We start from the raw sequence: 20,579 nt of genomic DNA on the forward strand, positions 1-20,579 counted from the left end.
ACGTGTTCCGATGGCGTGATAAAAAAGATGATACTCAAAAGCCATTAGTTACGGATAATCCCCAAATAATTTTTACGAACATATTGCGGCATCGCAAATGCGGCAACATGAATGTCACAATTATAGTATTGATGCCCTTCCAGTAAATCGCTGCGTTGCAAAATCAAATCTGCCGTCGGGTGATACTCTTTTGAACACAACAAGAGAGTAGAACCGTCTTCTAGGTGATACGGCATAATGATTTTGAAATAATTTCCTAAAATCTGCATCAGATTTGTATTTGCACTTACATCATCCAAATCAGGATGCTTTATAACCATAAGAGCGTCATCTTTTAAAATACGGTTTATATGTGCCAATACGGCACTATCGCTGCTTAGGGTATCGATCATAGCGACGTCAAGCGTTTTGTCTGCTACGTTTCGTAACGATTCAAGCAAATTGCCGCTTTCCACAACTACTGAATGAATATCACGATAACGGCCAAGCTCTTCTCCAAACAGATCACTATTCTCCGTTGCTAACAAAACGAAAGTAGGATTTTTATGCGTACACATAGGGACGTGTACCATCATTTCGGGATAAATAAATGTTTTCATGAGTTGCGTTATCTCTTCTTTACGGAATTTTTGAGCGATTGTAACACGCTGAGATTAAAAGGGTTTGAATATTCCAGCTATCTTTCTACATTAAAGCTTCTGCTATCCGCTTTTGATATAATTTTACCAAATTAATCCTATTATAGAATGGAGTTATAATGTGTGCTGAAAAAATTCAACGTTTTTTGATGGCAATCGTCTTGACAATCGCGATGGTATTGTTTGCAACCGGGAATTTGCAGTGGGGTGTCATTATTCAAACGTTTGTTATCGTCATGATCGTGGCATGGGCATTGACTGATTTCTGCCCTTCATTATGGTTTTTCAAAAAAGTTTTTGGCAAATGCCCCCAAAAAGATTAATCCCCTAAATTTCCCCTAACAACTCATCTGATATAATTCCCTCATTACAACAGATGAGGGACTTCATGAGTCAAATCAGCTATAAAGATGCCGGTGTCGATATCGATGCAGGTAACAGTTTTGTCGAAAATATCAAACCACTCGTTAAATCGACGGCTATCCCCGGCGTATTAGGCGGAATCGGATCATTTGCGGGAGCGTTTGAACTCCCTACAGGCTACCGTGAACCGGTTATGCTTGCCGCAACAGACGGTGTAGGCACTAAGCTCAAACTTGCCATCGACTCAGGTATCCATAATACTGTTGGTATCGATTTGGTCGCGATGTGCGTTAACGATCTCATCTGTAATTTTGGAACCCCTTCATTTTTCCTCGATTATTATGCAACCGGCAAGCTCGATGTATCTGCCGCTACAGCCGTAGTTAGCGGTATTGCTGAAGGATGCCGTCAGGCTGAATGTGCCCTCATCGGCGGTGAGACGGCAGAAATGCCTGGAATGTATCACTCCGATGATTACGATTTGGCAGGATTTGCCGTCGGTATCGGAGAAAAAAGTGAACTTGACCGCAGTGATAAAGTGCATGCAGGGGATGTCCTCATCGCTCTACCAAGTTCCGGCTTGCATTCAAACGGATTCTCATTGGCCCGTAAAGTATTGTTTGAAAAAATGGGGATGAAGTTTGAAGATGAATTCGAAGGAAAACCACTCATCGAAACCCTTCTCACTCCGACACGTATTTATGTCAAAACGTTTAAAGCACTCAAAACTAAAATTCAAGCATTGGCACACATCACCGGCGGAGGAATCGTAGAAAATTTCCCTCGCGTACTACCGGAAGGGTTGCGTGCCGTTATCACCGAATCTTCAATCCGCGTATTACCGATTTTTGAACTTATCGGCCAGCACGTCGAACGCTCAGAAATGTTCCGTGCGTTCAATATGGGTGTCGGGATGATCCTCGTTGTCAAAGAAGCAGATGTAGCAGATGTACTAGCATCTACAGACGGCTATATTATCGGTCACCTCGAAGAAGGTCCACGTGAAGCGGTACTCGTCTAACTAAACGCCTTTTTCCTCCCATCTTTGCTCTTTGAGATGGGTCTTCTTCTCTTCCTTAAAACAAAGCTGTTCTTTTTCTATTAACATTTCTTTTGTGTTTATATATTATTATTCTATTACTCTATGTTAAAAGGATTTTTAATGAAGGTAAAAACCATTGCAATCGCTGCAATAGCAATCGCTGTAGGAATACAGTTTATCCCATATGGCAAAGATCATACTAACCCCCCTGTTATGAGCGAACCGCAGTGGGATTCGCCGCGGACACAAGAGCTCTTCAACCGTGCATGTGCCGCCTGCCACTCCAATGAGACCAAATATCCTTGGTACAGTAATGTCGCCCCTGTATCATGGCTCTTGGCGCGTGATGTCGATGAAGGCCGTGAACATTTCAATGTCTCAATGTGGGGAATTCAAAAGAAAAATGAAGGTAAAGATGCCGCCAAAGAGGTACGTGAAGGGGATATGCCACCATGGTTTTTCCTCCCTACGCACCCTGAAGCCAGACTCAGCAGTACTGAGAAACAAGAGCTAATCAGCGGTTTGGAAAAAACATTCGGTAAAGAGGGAAAAGAAGGTGCTGAAGAGGGAGAAGAAAAATAATCCTAACTTCTCCACTTTAAAAGAGGAGAAGATTAGTCTTCTCCTTTATTTTTTTCTACTTCTTCCACAAGATCTTCTCGCGGGAAAGTAAAGGTCGATTGGCGAGTGACAACCACTTTGTCTTTTGCATCCGTTGCATATGCACGAATTGTAATCGGTATAACCGTATCTTTACGGTCATCTTTAACTAACATCTCATCGGTATATAGAACAACCACTTTTTTCTTAACAATACCCGGTTTCACTTTGAACGGTTTTTCAGGCTCACCGATTTTGATTTTACCTTCCATTCCGGCAGGAGCAATTACATCAAAATAATAATCATGATCTTCATTCAACGTATTTTGTACCAAGAACGTATAGGCATTATCAACACGTACTTTTCCATCGTCTGTTTTATTAATTGAATACAAACGGTTTTCTTTGTTGATATTAAGGAGCATGTACTCTTTTTTGCTTCCCATCATCCCCAAAATAACGCTGACAATGATTAAGATTGCCATATACCCTATAATTTTCGGACGGAAATAATGAGTTTTCCCTTTCATAAAGAGTGTCTCTTTTTCACTCGACCATTCAACGAGGCTCGGTTTTCCGAGTTTACCCATGACTTCAGTACATGCATCAACACATTCCAAACAATTGATACACTCAAGCTGAAGCCCTTTACGGATATCGATATGGGTCGGACATACCGTTACACAGCTTTCACATGTAGTACATTCGGCTTTTGGATTAATTGATAATAAATCTTTTTGTTTGGTGAATAATTTCTCTTTATTTTCATTATAAATGTCTCCGCCGCGGTTTGGATTATAGATCGCCATTACGGTATCTTCATCGTACAATACCGATTGAATACGGGAGTAAGGACATACATAGACACAAAAATTCTCTTGTAAGAAAATAACGTCATACACCAAAAAGGCAACGATTCCAAGAATCGACCCGACAAGTACGGTATGATCCATCGGATTTTGAATATATGCCAAGAAATCTTCCGGCGGAACAAAGTACCACATCAAATCTGCCGCTGCAATAAACGCCAATCCGGTCCATAACAAAATACCGACCACGCGTTTGATTTTATTCTCAAATTTAGAGTAATCCGGCTCTTGTTGTTTATTTTTGATCCGTTTACGAAGTCCTAAGAGTTTTGTTTCAATAAGATCACGGTAAACGACACGGAAAATAGTCTGTGGACACATCCATCCGCAAAATACCCGTCCGCCCAAAACGGTAATACCGAAAATACCGATGAAGAGTATCATCAGCAAAAACGGCATCAAATAGAGCTCTTGCATATCAAATTGAATAAACATCAAATGGAGTTTAAGTTTATCAAAGCTCAACAAAAAGAGATGATTTCCACCCACTCTTATCCATGGTACCGCTAGAGCGAAAATCGTAATCAGTCCGTAAAACCAATACCGTCTAATTCGCCACGGTGTCCACCCTGACAGATACTCTTTTCCTTGAGGACTTACTACTTCACTCATAACACTGTTTCCTTCGAATTAATTTCAATATTCGGGCATCGGATCGTACCGATAACCATTGCTTCCGCATCAACATCATCTCCGATGCCGATTACACCGCTCACAACTTCTTTAAGTTCACGCGATTCGATATAGTCTTTCAGCGAGCTTCGGCTCACCCCCAACACTCGTGCAATCTCGCTCACACTTTTTCGTTTCTTCAATAAATCGATAATTTGTTCTAAATACATATCGAATTTTGAAGATGATTTAGATCCTTTTGGTCTTCCGATCCCTTTTTTGGCATCATCTTGGAGGACCTGACGTAATTGATCAATAAGACCTAAAACGACCATTGTATCACTTTTACGGTCGATTACCACTCCCGGTTTGACAAAATGTATGGTATTGTCATTTTTAAGTAGACAGCTAAACATTTGAACCAAATCCTCGATATAGCTGCTTAATGTCCATGTATCGTAAATGATTAAAGTATCTCCGTTGAGTGAGCGAAAAAATCGAACCACTTCGTGTCGATCGGCTATCCGTTTATTCTGAGAGGTCTGATCGACTAACTCTTCTTGGATAGCAATCTCTTTTTGATCGGCATAGCCGTTAATCAATTTAAGCTGCTCATAAACACCATCGAAATCTTTATCGGGACGGATATAACTGACGGTCATTGTATGCTTAAATCCTTTGCAATGTTTAATTTCATCGTCATTTTATCAACTATGACGATGAAAGTCAATACAAAAGATTATTTTTTCGTCAAGTTTTTGCCGTCCATGATTACAACTTCACATTGCAGATCGATATTAAACTGTGCTTTTACACGAATTTTGGCTTCTTCTATAAGACTTAATGCATCCGCATACGTCCCTCCGCCGGTATTGACGAGGAAATTAGCATGTACGTCACTAAACGCCATTGCACCGACGCGTTTTCCTTTTAATCCGACCGCTTCAATAAGCCGTCCTGCATAATCATTCGGCGGGTTTTTAAAACAACTTCCCGCACTCGGGTCATTCGGCTGGTTCGAGCGCATCTGTGCAAACATTTCGTACCGCTCAACCGAATACCCTTTTTGCGCTTCGAATACGGCTTCAAAAACCACTTCATTGATTGACGTTTTACGATAGCCGTATTCAATCTCCCCTTTTTGTTTCCAACCGCTTTGGGTACGAATAGCAATGAGGTGGTTAAAGATTTCATACTCTTTCAGCCCAGCATTCATCTTGAGCATTCCGCCGAGGGTTCCGGGGAGCTTTGATAAATATTCAAAGTGGGCGATGTCGTGCTTTTTACAGAAGGAAACCACCCGCCCTCCCGGTGTGGCGGCACCGATATGGAGCCCGTCTTCTTCGAGTCGGATAAAATCATATTGCTTGGAAAGAATCATTAATGGCGGAGGAGTAGGAGAGACTAGGAGATTATTAGCACTTCCGACGATAAAATGCCCCTCCGGTACACCATCGTTTTCAATTAGGGCCACATCGACAATCGGACCGATCCGAATCGAACTAAATTTGGAAAAATCGATGGTTTTTGTATTCATAAATGAAACTTACTCCAAAAGTGCAGTTAAAGCACGCAAGCGCGCATGAGCCCTCCGCTGAGGAGAACACAGAGTTATCGTAGCCATCAGGACGCGTTCTGATGGCGTCTAAAATTACTGAGTAAAGGTAGGTATCATATTAAACATACGGATCGTGAAATCCTGCATCTCATTCATCATCCACGGCATCGTTAGAATAATGACGATAACAATTCCGATAACTTTGGGAATAAAACTCAGCGTCATTTCGTTGATCTGAGTCGTGGCTTGAAAAATACTGACCGCAAGCCCTAAAAACATCCCGACAAGCAATGCCGGAAGCGCTAAAATCAACGCTATTTTAAATGTCTCGATCCCCAGCCCGATCAAATCTTCTTGCATCATCTTGATATCCTTACGCCAACAGAACTCGTCCCGATGGCTACGCTAACGCTAAGTTCTCCTCGGCAGAGAGCCCACGTGCAGTACACCGCATTCATACTAACTGTACCTCAATTCTGTATATTCAAGAGGAATCATAAAGTCTTTTGGATTAATTTGAGCATCAAAGAAGCCATGCTTATGCCCCAGTTCAAACAAAAGTTCAATGGCTTTGTATTGAGTTTCGTTCAACGTAATCGATTCATCGTTTGCATACAACTCTAAATATTTTTCCAATGTCGGTGCATCGATGCGGACCAATGATCGCTCCATAAGCATTTTAGAAAGATTCGATTTATGGTCTCTCGCGATCTGAACCGCTTTGGTTAAAAGATTTTCATACATAATGGCGGATGTCAGCGGCAAGGAACGGCGGATTGCCATTCCACCGAGAGGAAGCGGAAGTTCGCCGCCGGAGAGCTCGCACCATACATCCCACAGCTCCCGTTCCACTTCAAGTGATTCGTCATACCCTAATATCGATTCATGGATCAACACACCGGCATCCACTACTCCGTCCAAAACTGCTTGCTCAATCTCTAAAAAATTCATATAGACTATTTTAGCATCCGGATACGCGATACGAAACAGTAATGCATTTGTGGTGTATTTACCGCTGAGCGCCACTTTGAACCGTTTTTTAAGAACGGTATCTTTTTTACGAATCAATTTAGGACCGTAACCTTGTCCGAAACTCACTGCCGTTCGCAATAGGGCATAATCATTCCGGATATGAGGGTATAGACCGAAACTTATGGCACTGATATCGTATGTCCCGTTTAGGGCTTCGACATTTAGCGTTTCAATATCCAATGCAATGTTATCGAACTGAATATTGCTATCCCCGACCCAACCAAACTTGATTGCATAATACATAAAAATGTCATCTGCATCCGGAGAGTGGGCTATCACCATTTTTTTCACTGAAAATCCTGTTCACTTAGCTATATCAATTAAATTTTAACCAAATAACGCTAAAATATCTCTATTCCAGAATGTGAATTATTAATATTTCAATTTGTCATATTTTTTAAATATATTTCAATTTGTCATATTATGACGCAATTTTAAACACTTTAGTCTCAGGAGAGCACCACATGATGGATCCAAACAAACTTAAATCGCTTGAACTCGCGATGAAACAAATCGATAAAACCTTTGGAAAAGGGACGTTGATGCGTTTGGGCGACAAAGAGATCGAGCCGATCAATTCAATCAGTACCGGTTCTATCGGTCTGGATTTAGCACTCGGCATCGGCGGAGTACCCGAAGGGCGTGTTATCGAAATCTATGGCCCTGAGAGTTCAGGAAAAACAACTCTTAGTTTACAGATCACAGCCGAATGTCAAAAAAACGGCGGAATTTGTGCCTTTATTGATGCCGAACATGCACTTGATATCGGATATGCAAAAAATCTCGGTGTTGATGTAGAAAACCTGTTGGTTTCCCAACCCGACTACGGCGAGCAAGCGCTTGATATCGTAGAAACCATCGTCAGAAGCGGTGCCGTTGATCTGATCGTTATTGACTCTGTTGCGGCATTGACACCGAAAGTGGAGATCGAAGGGGAGATGAACGACCAGCAAGTCGGTGTTCAAGCGCGTCTGATGTCTAAAGCATTGCGTAAACTCACCGGTATCATGCACAAGATGAACTGTACCATTATCTTCATCAATCAAATCCGAATGAAAATCGGAACGATGGGATACGGTTCACCGGAGACGACAACCGGTGGGAATGCGCTAAAATTCTATGCATCCGTCCGTATCGATGTGCGTAAAATTGCTACATTGAAACAAGGTGAAAGCCAAATCGGTAACCGTGTCAAAGCAAAAGTAATTAAAAATAAAGTGGCACCGCCGTTTCGTCAAGCAGAATTTGATATCATGTTCGGTGAAGGTATCTCCAAAGAAGGAGAACTTGTCGACTACGGTGTCAAATTGGATATCATTGATAAAAGCGGTGCATGGTTCAGTTTTGAAGATGTGAAACTGGGTCAAGGACGTGAAAACGTGAAACAAAAATTTAAAGATGAGCCGGAATTGGCTCGTAAAGTCGAAGAAAAAATTAAATCGGCGATGGGTGTCAGCGGCATCATCGCAATGGATGAATCTGAAATGAGTGAGGTAGACGAATGATTTTTATTGATGAAGTAAGTGCAATCGAAGTAATGGATTCTCGCGGGAACCCTACAGTAAAAGCAACCGTTCAATTAAGTGACGGCACACGTGAAAGTGCTGTCGTACCGAGCGGAGCAAGTACCGGTAAACGGGAAGCATTAGAACTTCGTGACGGAGATTCTCGCTACATGGGCAAAGGGGTTCTCAAAGCAGTTGAACATGTCAATACCGAGATTGCAGAAGCAATTATGGGACTAAGCCCTTACAATCAAGCAATGGTTGATGCCGTGATGAAAGAACTCGACGGTACAGAAAACTATGGCAACCTTGGGGCAAACGCCGTTTTAGGTGTTTCAATGGCAGTCGCCCGTGCTGCAGCGAAAAGTCTCGGTATTCCATTGTACCGTTATCTTGGCGGTGCGAATGCAATGGTACTTCCGGTTCCGATGCTCAACATCATCAACGGCGGAAGCCATGCAGACAATAGCGTCGACTTCCAAGAGTATATGATTATGCCGATCGGATTTAGCGATTTTGCAGAAGGGCTTCGTGCATCGGCAGAGGTTTATCACAATCTCAAAAAAATTCTCAAAGACCGCGGTGCCAATACGGCGCTCGGTGACGAAGGCGGATTCGCTCCGGATTTGAGTTCAAACGAAGAACCGATCCAAGTTATCATGGAAGCAATCGCAAAAGCCGGCTACAAAGCAGGTGAACAAATCGCTATTGCACTTGATGTTGCCGCTTCTGAACTTGTAACTGAAGGCGGTTATCGTCTTGATTCCGAAAACAGAACCGTTACCTCTGCACAGTTGGTTGATTATTACGCCGATCTTTGTTCCAAATACCCTATCGTATCGATCGAAGATGGTTTGAGCGAAGATGACTGGGCTGGATGGAAAATCTTGACTGAGCGTTTAGGATCCAAAATTCAGCTTGTCGGAGATGATTTATTCGTTACCAATGCGAACATTTTAGCAGAAGGGATAGAGAAAGGGATTGCGAATGCTATTCTCATCAAACCGAACCAAATCGGATCTGTCTCCGAGACTATGCTAACCGTTCGTCTTGCGCAACGTAACGGATATAAATGCGTTATGTCTCACCGTTCCGGTGAGAGCGAAGACGCCTTTATCGCCGATTTTGCAGTAGCCCTTAACTGCGGTGAAATCAAAACAGGTTCAACCGCACGTGGAGAACGTACCGCTAAGTACAATCGTCTTCTAGAAATAGAAACCGAAGTGATGTACGGCGAATACTTAGGAAGTGCCCTCTTCAAGTGATGCAAAAAGACGACCATACCCTGCTGCATGAGGAAAAAGAGAGCTTAAGCGAGCGCTACTTTGGCCTCCCTACCGCTAAATTCCTTCTTGCGGCGGGATTTGTTTTGGTTGCCGGTATTTATTTGGGTGTCATCTTTTTCGGTGACAATTCATTAAGCGTTTTACTCGATCTCGAAGAGCGTCAAAATTATCTCAGCGAAGACATTGAACATCTCAAAGTTGAAAATGCTGCTTTGCAAAAGCAGTATTTTGAGCTTAAAGAGCTCGATGCCGACTCACAATAAATCAGGGAGACTCATGAAACGATCACTTTATCTGTCTCTCATACTCCTAGCACCTTTGATAGCACGTGATAATCCTTTCTTTGCCGCGGACGAAACAAAAAAAGAAAAAATTACCTCCAATTGTCCTGATAATAAACCTCAATTGCAGAGCGTCAACTACACTTTGCCAGATCAAGCACGTATTCTTAAAGAGGTTACCTTTACAATTCAAAATCTCGACGGCAGTATTGAAACCCGTAAAATTGAGGTTGATCAAAGTATCGATTGGCATAAATCTCTAACTATTTCTCAAACCAGAAATGGCGCAAACCCTCGCGCTACAGCCGATGGTTCCGGCTCTGCTGACTTTGGGTTTATCCGATTTGATTCAAAAGGAAAACGCCTCTCCATTAAAACATCTGATACGCTTATGAGACATTTTGTGTTAAGCAATCCAAATCGCATTGTTCTTGATTTCAAAAACAGTTCCGTTTTTAAAATAACACAAAAAGATTTAGGTGCCTCTCCATATGTCAATGTCGTTGTAGGCAATCATGGTAAATTTATGCGAGCGACGATAACACTGGACGGACGTTACAGTTATAGCTTGAGTAAAACGGACGAGTTTATTAGTATTATTTGTAAATAAAAAGAATCTGATTGGAAAAGAGGTTTCTCTCCGAATGGAGAGAAAGAGAGATTATTTAACGGCAGCCAATGCAGCGTCGTAGTTCGGTTCTTCTGTGATTTCAGGAACGATTTCTTTGTATGTTACGATTCCTTCTTCGTTTACTGCGAAGATCGCACGACATGTAACACCAGCAAGTACTGAACCGCCAAGTAATACGCCATATGCATTTGCGAAATCTTTGTTACGGAAGTCTGAACATACTGTCAATTTATCAATCCCTTCAGCTTGGCAGAAACGTCCTGCAGCGAATGGCAAGTCCAAAGATACGATAGTAGCTTTTACACCTTCGATTGAAGACGCTTTTGCATTGAAGTTACGAGTTTCAGTAGCACACACACCTGTATCCAAAGAAGGAACAACTATGATAAGTTGCTTAACGCCTTGCGCTCCACCAACTACTACGTCGCCCAAACCGGCTGAATTTACAACCGTTACTTCAGGTGCTTTATCCCCAACATTAACTTCATTTCCTAGAAGTTCTACGTCTGTACCTTTGAATTTTGTCGTTGCCATATTGGCTCCTTCTTTTGTTTTTTTTATTTGATGAAGAAGTATATTTTAAATCGGATAATTTAACTCTGAATTCTGTAATAGATGTTTGTGTTTAAGCTATTTCACAGTTTACAACGGGGATTGATCGGTATAGCATGATAATCACACTGTGCACCGAGTCTATAAGCTTCAAGGGCAGCACGCCCTATCATCGCGGCATTGTCGGAACAATACTTGAGCTCTGAAAGAAGCATCTCTGCATTATGTGGACGTAACAGTTCGCTTACGCGTTCACGCAAATAAAGATTGGCACTTGCACCGCCAACAATAGCAAAACGATGCGGAGGATGCAATTTAAAATATTTTTTGAGTTTTTGAATCAAGTGTTCCGTCGCCGTATGTTGAAATGCCGCTGCAATATCCGGATAAGATGATGCTTCGTTCGCTTCAATTGCAAGGCGCACCTGATTTTTGAGCCCTGAATAGCTAAACGCGATCAAAGGTGACTGCCACAGAGGAACTGTAAACGTTACTCGGCTTGCATCACCGTTAGCAGCAAGTTTCTCAATCAAGGGCCCGCCCGGATACCCCAAGCTCATCATTTTCGCTACTTTATCAAAACTCTCGCCGTAACTGTCATCCATTGTCGTAGCGACTGTTTCCATATGATCATACGATTTCACTTCGATGAGCTGTGTATGCCCTCCTGAAACCAGCAATACCGAAATAGGTAAAAGGGCTTCTTTTTCTATAAATAAAGAATAGATATGTCCTTTGAGGTGATTGATCGGAAGAATCGGGATATTAAGAGAGATACTCAATGCTTTTGCCATCGTAACCCCTTCGATCAAGGTTACACCTAATCCCGGTTCATTGGTAACGGCAACCGCTTTGAGTTGCTCGAACCAGGGTTCACACTCCGCTAAAATACGCGGTAATGCCTCGGCATGCAAACGGCTGGCGAGTTCGGGGACAACACCGCCATAGACGGAATGTTCTAACTCTTGAGATATTTTCTTATGATAAATAAGTTTTTTTGTCGCTATTTCCGTTATAGCAATTGAACTGTCGTCACATGAACTTTCTATGCTCAGGATCATTGCATGATCCTTCGCTTTTTATACGCCATCTGAGCAAAGCCCAGCTTGGCTACGCTAACGCTATGTTTCCTTCGGCAGGAAGCCCACGCACAGCACACCGAGCTTTTAATCTCATCACATATCATTGCGTAACCCACTCTTTGACCCATGGCCATTCACCGAATCCGGAAGCGGTGTTGATGTGCCCGCCATTCTCAATCACCCTCATCTCTATGCCAAGTACTTTTTGAAGCTCCGAAGCCTCTTCGATAGACATGTACGGATCATTCGTTGACGTAACCAATAATGCCTCTTCGGCAAACAGATTTTTAGGAGCTTCCAAAGGAAAAAAGGTTTTAAGTGTTTCGATTTCACAGGTCAAATGAGGAGGAGCGACAAGCAAGAGGCGTTTTACGGGAGAAATTTCCCCTTCATTACATAAATGAAACCATGCGATATTTGCCAATGAATGACATATAACGACATCAGGTTGAAAATCAGCAAGAATCGATTTGATTTGCTTCATCCATCGGTTTTTACTCGGAAAATGGGGATTGTCTAAAAGAGGAAAAGAGACTGTGCCGTATTTTTTGGCGATTTCACTTGCAAGCCAAGCCTGCCAATGTGGATCATCACTTCCGCCCCAGCCGTGCAGCATCAGCACTTTTAACATGCTAATCCCCGAACATAACGGCGTATTTCCTCATCCATTTCAAAAATTGCATCGATCGATTCAGGAATTTGGGTGAAATGATCGTATGCGCTAAGAATCATCGTGGAGATATCGATAAAACGGATATCACCACGCACAAAACGCTCGATTGCCGCTTCATTCGCCGCATTGACGATTACACCCCGTGCAGGGTTTTGAAGCAAGTCTTCTTTGATTGCCCAAATCGGATAACGCTCTTTTTCAATCGGACGAAATTCGAGCGCTCCGATTTTGGTTAGATCGATTCGCTCTACAATCGGCGTATCCACTTTTCCCATCAATGCATACGCAATAGGAAGACGCATATCCGCATGTGCGAAATGGGCCGTAGTCGAACCGTCCGTATAATCAATCATCGCATGGATCAAGGATTTCGTCTCAACAAGAGCATCGTACTCCCCCTCTCCGAAAAGCCACCGCGCTTCCAAAAGTTCAAACAGTTTATTCACCATTGATGCACTGTCTATGGTGATTTTTTGCCCCATAGACCAGTTCGGGTGCTTTAACGCATCTTCCAGCGTCGCAGTTGATAATTTCTCCAACGGCCAATCCCGAAAGGCGCCGCCGCTGGCAGTAATGACCATCCGTTCAACCTTGCGAGCACCTTGGTTCAAATACCACAATCCGAAATGTTCACTGTCAATCGGGATAATGCGTGAGGTATCGACAAACGAACCCCCTACGACAAGAGACTCTTTATTCGCCAACGCAATTTTCTTGCCGCATTCCAACGCTTTGAGGGTAGGTCTGAACCCGACAAAACCGACCAATGCATTGATGACATGATTCGACTCGGACTCTTCTATTGCATTTAAAATTGCCGTTTCGCCCGCATAAACATTCATATGCTGGACTAAAGAACGGTCTTCGTCCCGCATAACGACGACACGTTTAGGATTATGACGTTTGATTTGTTCATTTAAAAGAGTGATGTTGCGTCCGGCGACGAGGGTATCGACCGATAGATGAAATTGTTCTGCAATATTAAGCGCGTTGACCCCGATCGATCCGGTGGAGCCTAATAGAATCAAACAAGGCCCCGCAACAAGACCAGCATGACAATGGAGGCAAAAAGATATCCGTCAATGCGGTCAAGAACTCCGCCATGTCCCGGCAAGATACTGCCGCTGTCTTTTACTCCGGCTCGGCGCTTGAGATAACTCTCGAATAAATCCCCGAAAACGGCACTGATTGCCGCCATCATAGAAATAATAATCGCTTGGGGCATATCAACAATCGTAATGCCGATAAAGAATCCGGCAGCTGTTGCGACAGCGATACCTCCATATACCCCTTCACGTGTCTTGCTCGGACTTGAGATACTAAACGGAGTTTTTCCGATACTGCGGCCAACCACATAAGCTCCTACATCCGCGGATGCAACCACGACAAGAAGCCATAAGAGTGAGGTTATCCCATATTCTTGGTACATACTAAGGGTGAAAAGCATCCCTGCACTCGGATAGACAAACGGAAAAAAGTTTTTCCACGGAATATTCTGAGTATAGGCAACCGCTGCGGCAAAAATAAGTCCGGCAATGATAAACAGATCCTCACCGTAGGGGTACAGTGCTGCTGCAAGCCAAAGGATTGCTGCATAGGCATAAAGCGAATTATTGTTAATTCCGAACAAACGTGTCGCTTCGTGAAATGCAAGAAGATAGATAACTCCCAGCACTGTCCAGATAAGCCAAAAATTATTGATCAATCCGACAACGAGGACGCCGGTGACTAAGAAGATCGCAGTTACAATGCGTTCTTGAGTTGAGTTTTTCGCGGTTTGCATAGTTTGATTAACCAATGGTTTTAAAATTTCGCGATTATAGCATTTATTTGATTGCAAAAAGCGCGGTTAACCTTCTAAAATTCTAAACTTTGATATCTAAAAGGTGTAGAGGTTTTTGCACCTTTGGTTCCTCACTTGATTCTTCCTGATGGGTTGAGCGTCTCTCTTCTTGCTCCGCTTGCTCTTTTGTATGTTCACGATCGGGATCGACCCCTTGATTCTCTTCGGTCGGGCGAACCTCTTCGATCTCTTTTTTTTCCTCTTGAGCAGCCGATGCGGCAGCCAATGTCTGCAACTCAAAACGGTTCAAAACTGCATTTTTATCACTCGCCACGCTTGCCATTTGTTGGTTTACATAGATAGCGCCGCCAATGGGACCGATATCTGCCATTTTTTATCCTTTTTGGACATTCAAGGTCTTATAGTTGGTGTAAAGGACATTAGCGCCCTCTTGCACACGGACTTCTCTTCGAGGAGTATAATCGACCAAATAGGCTCCCTTTTCAAATACCGAAAAATCTACGCACAATTTTGCCGCTGCTTCAAGTAGCCGTTCAGGGAGCTGCTGTTTGTCGGTTGTGATGATGACATGCGCGGAAGGTCGGTCTTTGAGGTGCATCCAGATATCCCGCGCTTTTGCATTACGGAGCAGTTCAATGTTCCCTTTTTCACTTTTACCCAGTGAAACTTTGACTCCGTCAATCCAAAATTCGGCAATCGAATCCGAAGATTTGAGTTTAGATCCCCCTGTTTTGCTCGGGAACAGCAATGCAATCTCCTCTGGTGTCGATGCCTCCGTTACGGTTTGAATAAAGAGTTCGTGATGACGGATTTTGGATTCGAGATTGCTCCTCTCTTGATGCAATCCGATCGCTTTTTGTTTTGCTTTTTTGGATCGTTTGAAAAAACTCTCGGCACATCCGGAAGCACTGTGGCATCCGGAGGGAAGTTCCAACCGGATCGGCGTACCGTCAAAATCATTCAACTCAACACTCTTTTCATAAGGCTTTATCAAATCCAAGTTTGCCAGAACCAAATGCCCTGAATGCTGAGACTTTTCGGCTTCTTCCATTAATGCGGATTCGCTTTCAAGTCCATCCAAATGCTTTTGCAACGTTGCTAATCGCTTCTTTAAGAGTGCTATTTTCTCAAGTTTTAACCGATTGAGTTTGTCATTACTGCGACGTCGGAACTCATCAACTAAAAATGCGCGTACATCTTCCAGCGGATAAGATTTCGGTTCATAAGGAGGCTTGGGCATATCATCCAAAACCTGTCCGACCCGAACACATCGCGATGAAACTTCTTTATCGATATGGCGCAATGCTTCCAGCACGACTTCATCTTTGTCTAAAATAATGACATTGGTATTTTTTCCGGTAAATTCAAACTGTAAAATCGTCGTTTCCGATTTATACGAGCCGCTTGTATTGACCGTAATTCGAATGATCTTATCATGATTATGGAGCGTAATAGACTGGATGGTTGAACGATTAAATCGTTTGGCCAATAATACGTCAAAGGGAGCCTGATAGACTTTCCCGCGGTTAGCCGCCTCGCCGATACTGATCGTCGAATTGCCCCTTTGCATATCGAAATTCCAACTGTTTTCCCGATCAAATATAAGCCGAATTCCCGTATCGTCATACCGATATGCAGCGACGATATGGGTAAAGCGAACCATATACTCCGCAATCTGCTCTAAATAAGAAAATCTCATATTTTACCTTCGCTTTAGAAAAAGAAAACTACAATCATGCCATCACACAGAGAATGGGTATCCGTACATGAATCTTTTCAACACAATCAAAGCTAAATTTATCGTTAATCTGGTGGCTGCCGTGAGCGCCATCCTTATTAGTGTCATTGTAGCATACTTCATCGCTACCAGCTCGATTAAAACCATCATGACCAACGATCTCAATTCAGTTGCCGATGCTTTGGAAAAAAATGTCAACTTTATCGCTAAAATCGAGCCGAAAGCCTACGAAGACGAAGCATTTAAAAAGGACATCAAAAGCATTAAAATCGGGAAAAGCGGTTATGTCTATTTTATCAATGCCGATGGTGTCATGACCATTCATCCTAAACCCGAAGACGAAGGGCAAAACAAAGCGGGTCACGACTATATCGATCATATCCGTGCAGACAAAGCAGGTGGGATTTACGAATATGTCTCCGCAACTACGGGACAGGACAAAATCGCAGCATACCGCTATATTCCGGCCTGGGATATGTGGGTCATTCCCGGAATCAACAAAGCCGATTATTTTGATGAGCTCAAAACAAGCTTTTTTAAATGGTTTTTACTGTTAGGGAGTATTCTTACCGGCTTTTTGGTTGCGATTAATTATTTTTCCGGAACCAGTATCCTTCGCCCTATCGAGGAGCTAGACAATGTATCGTCCGATCTCGCACACGGAAACGGCGATTTAACAAAACGTCTCCCAATCCTTAATAAAAACGATGAGATCGGGATAGCGAGTAATTATTTAAATCAGTTTATCGTAAAAATACAAAGCACCATCAACGATACCAAACGGATCACCTCATCGGCGGTAACCTCTACAGAAGTGCTCAATGATGCGGCTACTAAACTATCTGCCCAATCGGAAAAAACTAATACCATCGCCCAAAATACCAACTCTACCGCTGCCGAAATCGGCGTAACGCTGGAACAAAGTGTCAGTATGGCAAAAAGTACGCTCGAAAACAGCCAATCCACTGAAAAAGAGTTGGGGCAAGTTCGTGAAATTGCCGGTGCTATTACCCGTGAGATTCATAACACTACCCAAATGAGCAATGATCTCTCCGAACGTTTTGCCCAGCTCTCCAGCGATGCCGCAAGTGTCAGCGGGGTACTCAGTATCATCTCCGATATCGCAGACCAAACCAACCTCCTCGCGCTCAATGCCGCGATCGAAGCGGCACGTGCCGGTGAACACGGCCGCGGATTTGCCGTCGTTGCCGATGAAGTACGTAAACTGGCCGAACGTACCCAAAAAAGTTTGACTGAAATCAATTCCACCATCTCTATCGTCATCCAATCGATTTCCGATTCTTCCGACATGATGAACTCAAACAGCGAAAATATCGAACGTCTTGCCGAACGAAGCGAAGAGATCGACGCAAAAATCAATTCTGCATCCAATGTTTTACGTTCCAATGTTGATGCCAGCCGTAAAAGCGTTCAGGAAGCGGAAAATATGGCACGAAAGATCAATGAAATCATCAGTAAAGTTTCTGAGATGTCCAACCTCTCTGAAAACAATCAATTAGAGATCAAACAAATCTCGAAAATTGCCGGTGAGCTCTACAATGCCGCCACAAATCTTAATACCCAATTAGGGCAGTTTAAGTCCTAAAACCCTTTTCGCTATAATTCCCAAAAAATTTGGGGAGGATTAGCGATGCATGCACCGAAGGGATTTGGTAAAACCTATTTCTCTCTCGTCGCCATACAAGCCTACGCTTCTGAAATCCGTCTATTACAAAATATCACCCGAATTGCGTGGATTTGTCCTACTCATCCGATCCACACCTACTCTACTGTTTCCCCACCAAAAAGTGTCCTGAACTCATCCATTATTACGACATTATTTCAAGGACATTTATGTTTAAAATCACCCTTTCATTTGTTGCTGCGGCAACATTAGTCGCCTCTGCACAGGCTAGTGACCTTACACTCGATCCTATTATCGTCAGCGCTTCCAAAATCGAACAGTCTCTCAAAAACACTACCTCCGATACGGATATCATCACAGCACAAGAATTAGAAGAAAAACATATTACCTCTGTCATAGAGGCTTTACGTCTGCTCGGCAATATCCCTATCGCCCAAAGCGGCGGTATCGGCCAGCAAAGTTCCTTTTTTCAACGCGGATTCAGTTCAGAGAATACGGTCGTCATGATTGACGGTATTCGCTACAATGATCCGACCACAACCAAAGGTCAAAGCCAACTAGAGCACCTGATGGTAAATGACATCGAACGAATCGAAGTGATCCACGGAGCACAAAGTGGCATTTGGGGAGCCAATGCCGTTGCCGGGGTTATCAATATCATTACCAAGAAACCGACTGAAACGCTTCAGGCCAACACCTCCCTCGAGTACGGAAGTTATGCTACAACGAAAATCGGAGCCAATCTATCACAGCGCGTAGGCGCGCTTACGTATTACGTCGGAGCCAACCAGCTAAAAAGCAACGGTATCTCTGCACTGACGCCTCAAGGTGAAAGTCCGAAGCAGTATGAATCCGACGGCTATCTGAACCAAACGATCAACGCAAAATTAGGATACGATCTAACCTCTGCAGACGCACTTCGAACACAGCTGACGTTGATCGATGCGAAAGTCCATTACGATCAATTCAGTCCCAATGATGTTCCCAACGAAATTCACCAAATCAACCGTTTGGGTAATATTGGGTATCGCCATACATTCAACAGTTCGGATTATTTCGATACCACCTATGCAATAACGACGTTTGATAAAAAAGATCCGCTCGGCTGGACCAGTGCTTTTAAGGGGGTCAATAAAGAGCTGAACCTTCTTGGAACATTTCATTATGCACCGGATGCGTTTGTTATAATCGGAGGAAGCACTCTCCAATCAAAAGACACGATCAGTTCCAAAGAACTGAATTCAAAAGGGGTCTTTGCTACCAATACCAATCGATGGGAGAAATTTATCCTGAGCGAATCGATCCGTCGAGACGCTTACGATACGTTTAAAGATAAAACAACCGGAAAAATCGGTGCAAAATATCTGTTTGACGAGGACATCACACTAAGTGGCAACTATGGAACGGCGTATCGCACCCCCTCTTTAGCTGAGCTGTATACACCGATATACGGGAACGTGAACCTGCAGCCTGAGACCACTAAGAGTTTTGATACGACGGCGCAATACAAACATCTAAGCCTCACGTATTATAATAACCGTGTAAATAATCTCATCGGCTACAATCCGTCTACTTATGTGAATGAGCAAGTCAGCGGGACATCTACGTTTAAAGGATACGAAGTGCGTTATAACAATACGTTTGCCGATATTCTTGCAATGAGTCTCTCCTATAACAGACTTTTCGCAAAAGATAAAAACGGCAACGCGTTGATACGCCGTCCGAACGATACCTTTAACGGATCGCTTACCTACTATCCGAGTGACAAACTAACGCTGGGTACTGCCGCAAGTTATATCGGAACCCGTCCGGACACCGACTATTCCACCTATCCGGCTACTTTGGTACAAACAGGGCGTTATACCCTTTGGAATGCATTTGCAAACTACGATATCACATCCAACCTGAGCGTCTACCTCAAAGCTGACAATCTAACCGACAAACTCTATCAGGAAGTTTTCGGATACGGAACATACGGTCGTACCTTCGCAGTAGGTTTAAATGCAAAGTTTTAAAATACTTTGCCGCTTAGCGGCAGACTTTAGTGCCATAGCGGCCAGCAAAAACAAAGGGATTTTATTCCTTTGGTGTTCTAAAAAATGAAACTTCATTTCCGGCCCTATCTCCGCTACAAATTTTTAAACTCCCTCTTCACCGGAATGGTGGGAGGATCTGTTTTTACCATTTACGGTTCGCTTAGCCCCTCCACCTTTTCTGCCGGAGGGATCATGCTCGCACTTGGACTCATGGGAATGGCGTACGTGTATCATCATCTTATGCGGCTGGAGCGCTTTTTTATCCTCTCTCTCGCCGCAGAAATCATTATGCTCGGCATGATCGGATATTTTCTCGTTTTTCCCAAATATCAGTTAACGGCACTTATCGTCTACGGAGCTTATCAGCTCTCCTTTGTGTTCGGAGGGTATTTGGTTCGGGCAGAAACCCATTTTGCCCAAAAAGCCCGTATCATGGGATGGATCGATATTGCCAAACAGCAAGGTTATCTCGCCGGGCTCCTCCTCTCGTACGGATTTTATAAACTCCTTGAACATTACGAATTCAGCGATGCGAAGATGCAGGTTTACGGGCTTCACATTCTTCTGTTTCCGTTAGAGATTACTATTATTATGTTACTGTTTGGGGCTTTTAGGGTAAAATAGAGAAGTTT

At 43.3% G+C, this 20,579-nt stretch carries 24 protein-coding genes; 11 read left to right on the plus strand and 13 right to left on the minus strand.

Going from position 1 to position 20,579, the window contains the following annotated elements:
* Positions 1-44: 44 nt before the first annotated feature.
* Positions 45-599, minus strand: a complete 555-nt coding sequence (locus PHE37_RS02750) for a spermidine synthase (RefSeq protein ID WP_299997774.1) — start codon at positions 597-599, stop codon at positions 45-47.
* A gap of 158 nt (positions 600-757) precedes the next feature.
* Between PHE37_RS02750 and PHE37_RS02755 the strand changes: the two genes are divergently transcribed.
* The 3 genes from PHE37_RS02755 (at position 758) to PHE37_RS02765 (ending at position 2,625) form a co-directional block, all read left to right on the plus strand.
* Entirely contained in the window at positions 758-961 is a 204-nt protein-coding gene (locus tag PHE37_RS02755; protein WP_299997777.1) for a phosphoribosylaminoimidazole synthetase, read from the plus strand.
* A 65-nt stretch (positions 962-1,026) separates the two neighbouring features.
* Positions 1,027-2,022, plus strand: a complete 996-nt coding sequence (gene purM / locus PHE37_RS02760) for a phosphoribosylformylglycinamidine cyclo-ligase (protein ID WP_299997780.1) — start codon at positions 1,027-1,029, stop codon at positions 2,020-2,022.
* Between the two features lie 141 nt (positions 2,023-2,163).
* On the plus strand, positions 2,164-2,625 hold the full coding sequence (locus PHE37_RS02765) for a heme-binding domain-containing protein (RefSeq protein WP_299997783.1): 462 nt from the start codon (positions 2,164-2,166) through the stop codon (positions 2,623-2,625).
* A gap of 32 nt (positions 2,626-2,657) precedes the next feature.
* Here the strand turns inward: PHE37_RS02765 and ccoG are convergent, their stop codons facing one another.
* From ccoG to PHE37_RS02790, 5 genes are all read right to left on the minus strand, one after another.
* A complete protein-coding gene (gene ccoG / locus PHE37_RS02770; RefSeq protein ID WP_299997785.1) occupies positions 2,658-4,124 on the minus strand; it encodes a cytochrome c oxidase accessory protein CcoG in 1,467 nt (488 codons plus the stop codon).
* On the minus strand, positions 4,121-4,786 hold the full coding sequence (locus PHE37_RS02775) for a hypothetical protein (RefSeq protein ID WP_299997788.1): 666 nt from the start codon (positions 4,784-4,786) through the stop codon (positions 4,121-4,123). Before PHE37_RS02775 ends, ccoG begins: the two co-directional genes overlap by 4 nt.
* 77 nt (positions 4,787-4,863) lie before the next feature.
* Complete coding sequence (locus PHE37_RS02780; protein ID WP_299997563.1) at positions 4,864-5,661, minus strand: UDP-N-acetylmuramate dehydrogenase; 798 nt, start codon at positions 5,659-5,661, stop codon at positions 4,864-4,866.
* A 114-nt stretch (positions 5,662-5,775) separates the two neighbouring features.
* Positions 5,776-6,042 carry a flagellar biosynthesis protein FliQ gene (gene fliQ, locus PHE37_RS02785; protein WP_299925735.1) on the minus strand — a complete coding sequence of 89 codons (267 nt, stop codon included), beginning with the start codon at positions 6,040-6,042 and terminating at the stop codon, positions 5,776-5,778.
* Between the two features lie 99 nt (positions 6,043-6,141).
* Entirely contained in the window at positions 6,142-7,005 is an 864-nt protein-coding gene (locus PHE37_RS02790; protein ID WP_299997522.1) for a menaquinone biosynthesis family protein, read from the minus strand.
* 176 nt (positions 7,006-7,181) lie between these two features.
* Between PHE37_RS02790 and recA the strand changes: the two genes are divergently transcribed.
* From recA to PHE37_RS02810, 4 genes are read left to right on the plus strand one after another with little or no spacing between them, the layout of a single operon-like run.
* Positions 7,182-8,219 (plus strand): recombinase RecA, encoded by a 1,038-nt coding sequence (gene recA, locus PHE37_RS02795; RefSeq protein WP_299997568.1) that lies wholly within the window; start codon positions 7,182-7,184, stop codon positions 8,217-8,219.
* Complete coding sequence (gene eno, locus PHE37_RS02800) at positions 8,216-9,484, plus strand: phosphopyruvate hydratase (protein WP_299997519.1); 1,269 nt, start codon at positions 8,216-8,218, stop codon at positions 9,482-9,484. The genes recA and eno overlap by 4 nt, the downstream gene beginning before the upstream one ends.
* Positions 9,484-9,768, plus strand: coding sequence for a hypothetical protein (locus tag PHE37_RS02805; RefSeq protein ID WP_299997565.1), 285 nt, complete (start codon positions 9,484-9,486; stop codon positions 9,766-9,768). Before eno ends, PHE37_RS02805 begins: the two co-directional genes overlap by 1 nt.
* A gap of 13 nt (positions 9,769-9,781) precedes the next feature.
* Complete coding sequence (locus tag PHE37_RS02810; protein WP_299997515.1) at positions 9,782-10,396, plus strand: AMIN domain-containing protein; 615 nt, start codon at positions 9,782-9,784, stop codon at positions 10,394-10,396.
* 51 nt (positions 10,397-10,447) lie between these two features.
* Here the strand turns inward: PHE37_RS02810 and tpx are convergent, their stop codons facing one another.
* The 7 genes from tpx to PHE37_RS02845 form a co-directional block, all read right to left on the minus strand.
* Complete coding sequence (tpx, locus tag PHE37_RS02815) at positions 10,448-10,951, minus strand: thiol peroxidase (protein ID WP_299997513.1); 504 nt, start codon at positions 10,949-10,951, stop codon at positions 10,448-10,450.
* Positions 10,952-11,052: 101 nt separating this feature from the next.
* Complete coding sequence (gene tsaD / locus PHE37_RS02820) at positions 11,053-12,030, minus strand: tRNA (adenosine(37)-N6)-threonylcarbamoyltransferase complex transferase subunit TsaD (RefSeq protein WP_300008172.1); 978 nt, start codon at positions 12,028-12,030, stop codon at positions 11,053-11,055.
* 121 nt (positions 12,031-12,151) lie between these two features.
* Positions 12,152-12,682 carry an alpha/beta hydrolase gene (locus tag PHE37_RS02825; protein WP_299995701.1) on the minus strand — a complete coding sequence of 177 codons (531 nt, stop codon included), beginning with the start codon at positions 12,680-12,682 and terminating at the stop codon, positions 12,152-12,154.
* Positions 12,676-13,752: a 1-deoxy-D-xylulose-5-phosphate reductoisomerase gene (gene dxr, locus PHE37_RS02830; protein WP_299995703.1), complete on the minus strand. Its 1,077-nt coding sequence runs from the start codon at positions 13,750-13,752 to the stop codon at positions 12,676-12,678. Before dxr ends, PHE37_RS02825 begins: the two co-directional genes overlap by 7 nt.
* Entirely contained in the window at positions 13,749-14,507 is a 759-nt protein-coding gene (locus PHE37_RS02835) for a phosphatidate cytidylyltransferase (protein WP_299995705.1), read from the minus strand. The genes dxr and PHE37_RS02835 overlap by 4 nt, the downstream gene beginning before the upstream one ends.
* Positions 14,508-14,589: 82 nt before the next feature.
* On the minus strand, positions 14,590-14,898 hold the full coding sequence (locus PHE37_RS02840) for a hypothetical protein (RefSeq protein WP_299995707.1): 309 nt from the start codon (positions 14,896-14,898) through the stop codon (positions 14,590-14,592).
* A 3-nt stretch (positions 14,899-14,901) separates the two neighbouring features.
* On the minus strand, positions 14,902-16,227 hold the full coding sequence (locus tag PHE37_RS02845; RefSeq protein WP_299995709.1) for an NFACT family protein: 1,326 nt from the start codon (positions 16,225-16,227) through the stop codon (positions 14,902-14,904).
* A 67-nt stretch (positions 16,228-16,294) separates the two neighbouring features.
* Here PHE37_RS02845 and PHE37_RS02850 point away from each other — a divergent pair, with 67 nt between their 5' ends.
* The 4 genes from PHE37_RS02850 to PHE37_RS02865 all read left to right on the plus strand — a co-directional run bounded on the left by PHE37_RS02850 (position 16,295) and on the right by PHE37_RS02865 (position 20,571).
* The gene (locus PHE37_RS02850; RefSeq protein ID WP_299995711.1) at positions 16,295-17,872 is read left to right on the plus strand and encodes a methyl-accepting chemotaxis protein; all 1,578 of its coding nucleotides are present in this window, start codon (positions 16,295-16,297) and stop codon (positions 17,870-17,872) included.
* Positions 17,873-17,917: 45 nt separating this feature from the next.
* Positions 17,918-18,163 carry a hypothetical protein gene (locus PHE37_RS02855; protein WP_299995713.1) on the plus strand — a complete coding sequence of 82 codons (246 nt, stop codon included), beginning with the start codon at positions 17,918-17,920 and terminating at the stop codon, positions 18,161-18,163.
* A complete protein-coding gene (locus PHE37_RS02860) occupies positions 18,121-19,926 on the plus strand; it encodes a TonB-dependent receptor (RefSeq protein ID WP_299995715.1) in 1,806 nt (601 codons plus the stop codon). Before PHE37_RS02855 ends, PHE37_RS02860 begins: the two co-directional genes overlap by 43 nt.
* 84 nt (positions 19,927-20,010) lie before the next feature.
* On the plus strand, positions 20,011-20,571 hold the full coding sequence (locus PHE37_RS02865; RefSeq protein ID WP_299995717.1) for a hypothetical protein: 561 nt from the start codon (positions 20,011-20,013) through the stop codon (positions 20,569-20,571).
* The last annotated feature ends 8 nt before the right edge of the window (positions 20,572-20,579 follow it).

Source organism: Sulfuricurvum sp., from assembly GCF_028681615.1.
Taxonomy (GTDB): domain Bacteria; phylum Campylobacterota; class Campylobacteria; order Campylobacterales; family Sulfurimonadaceae; genus Sulfuricurvum.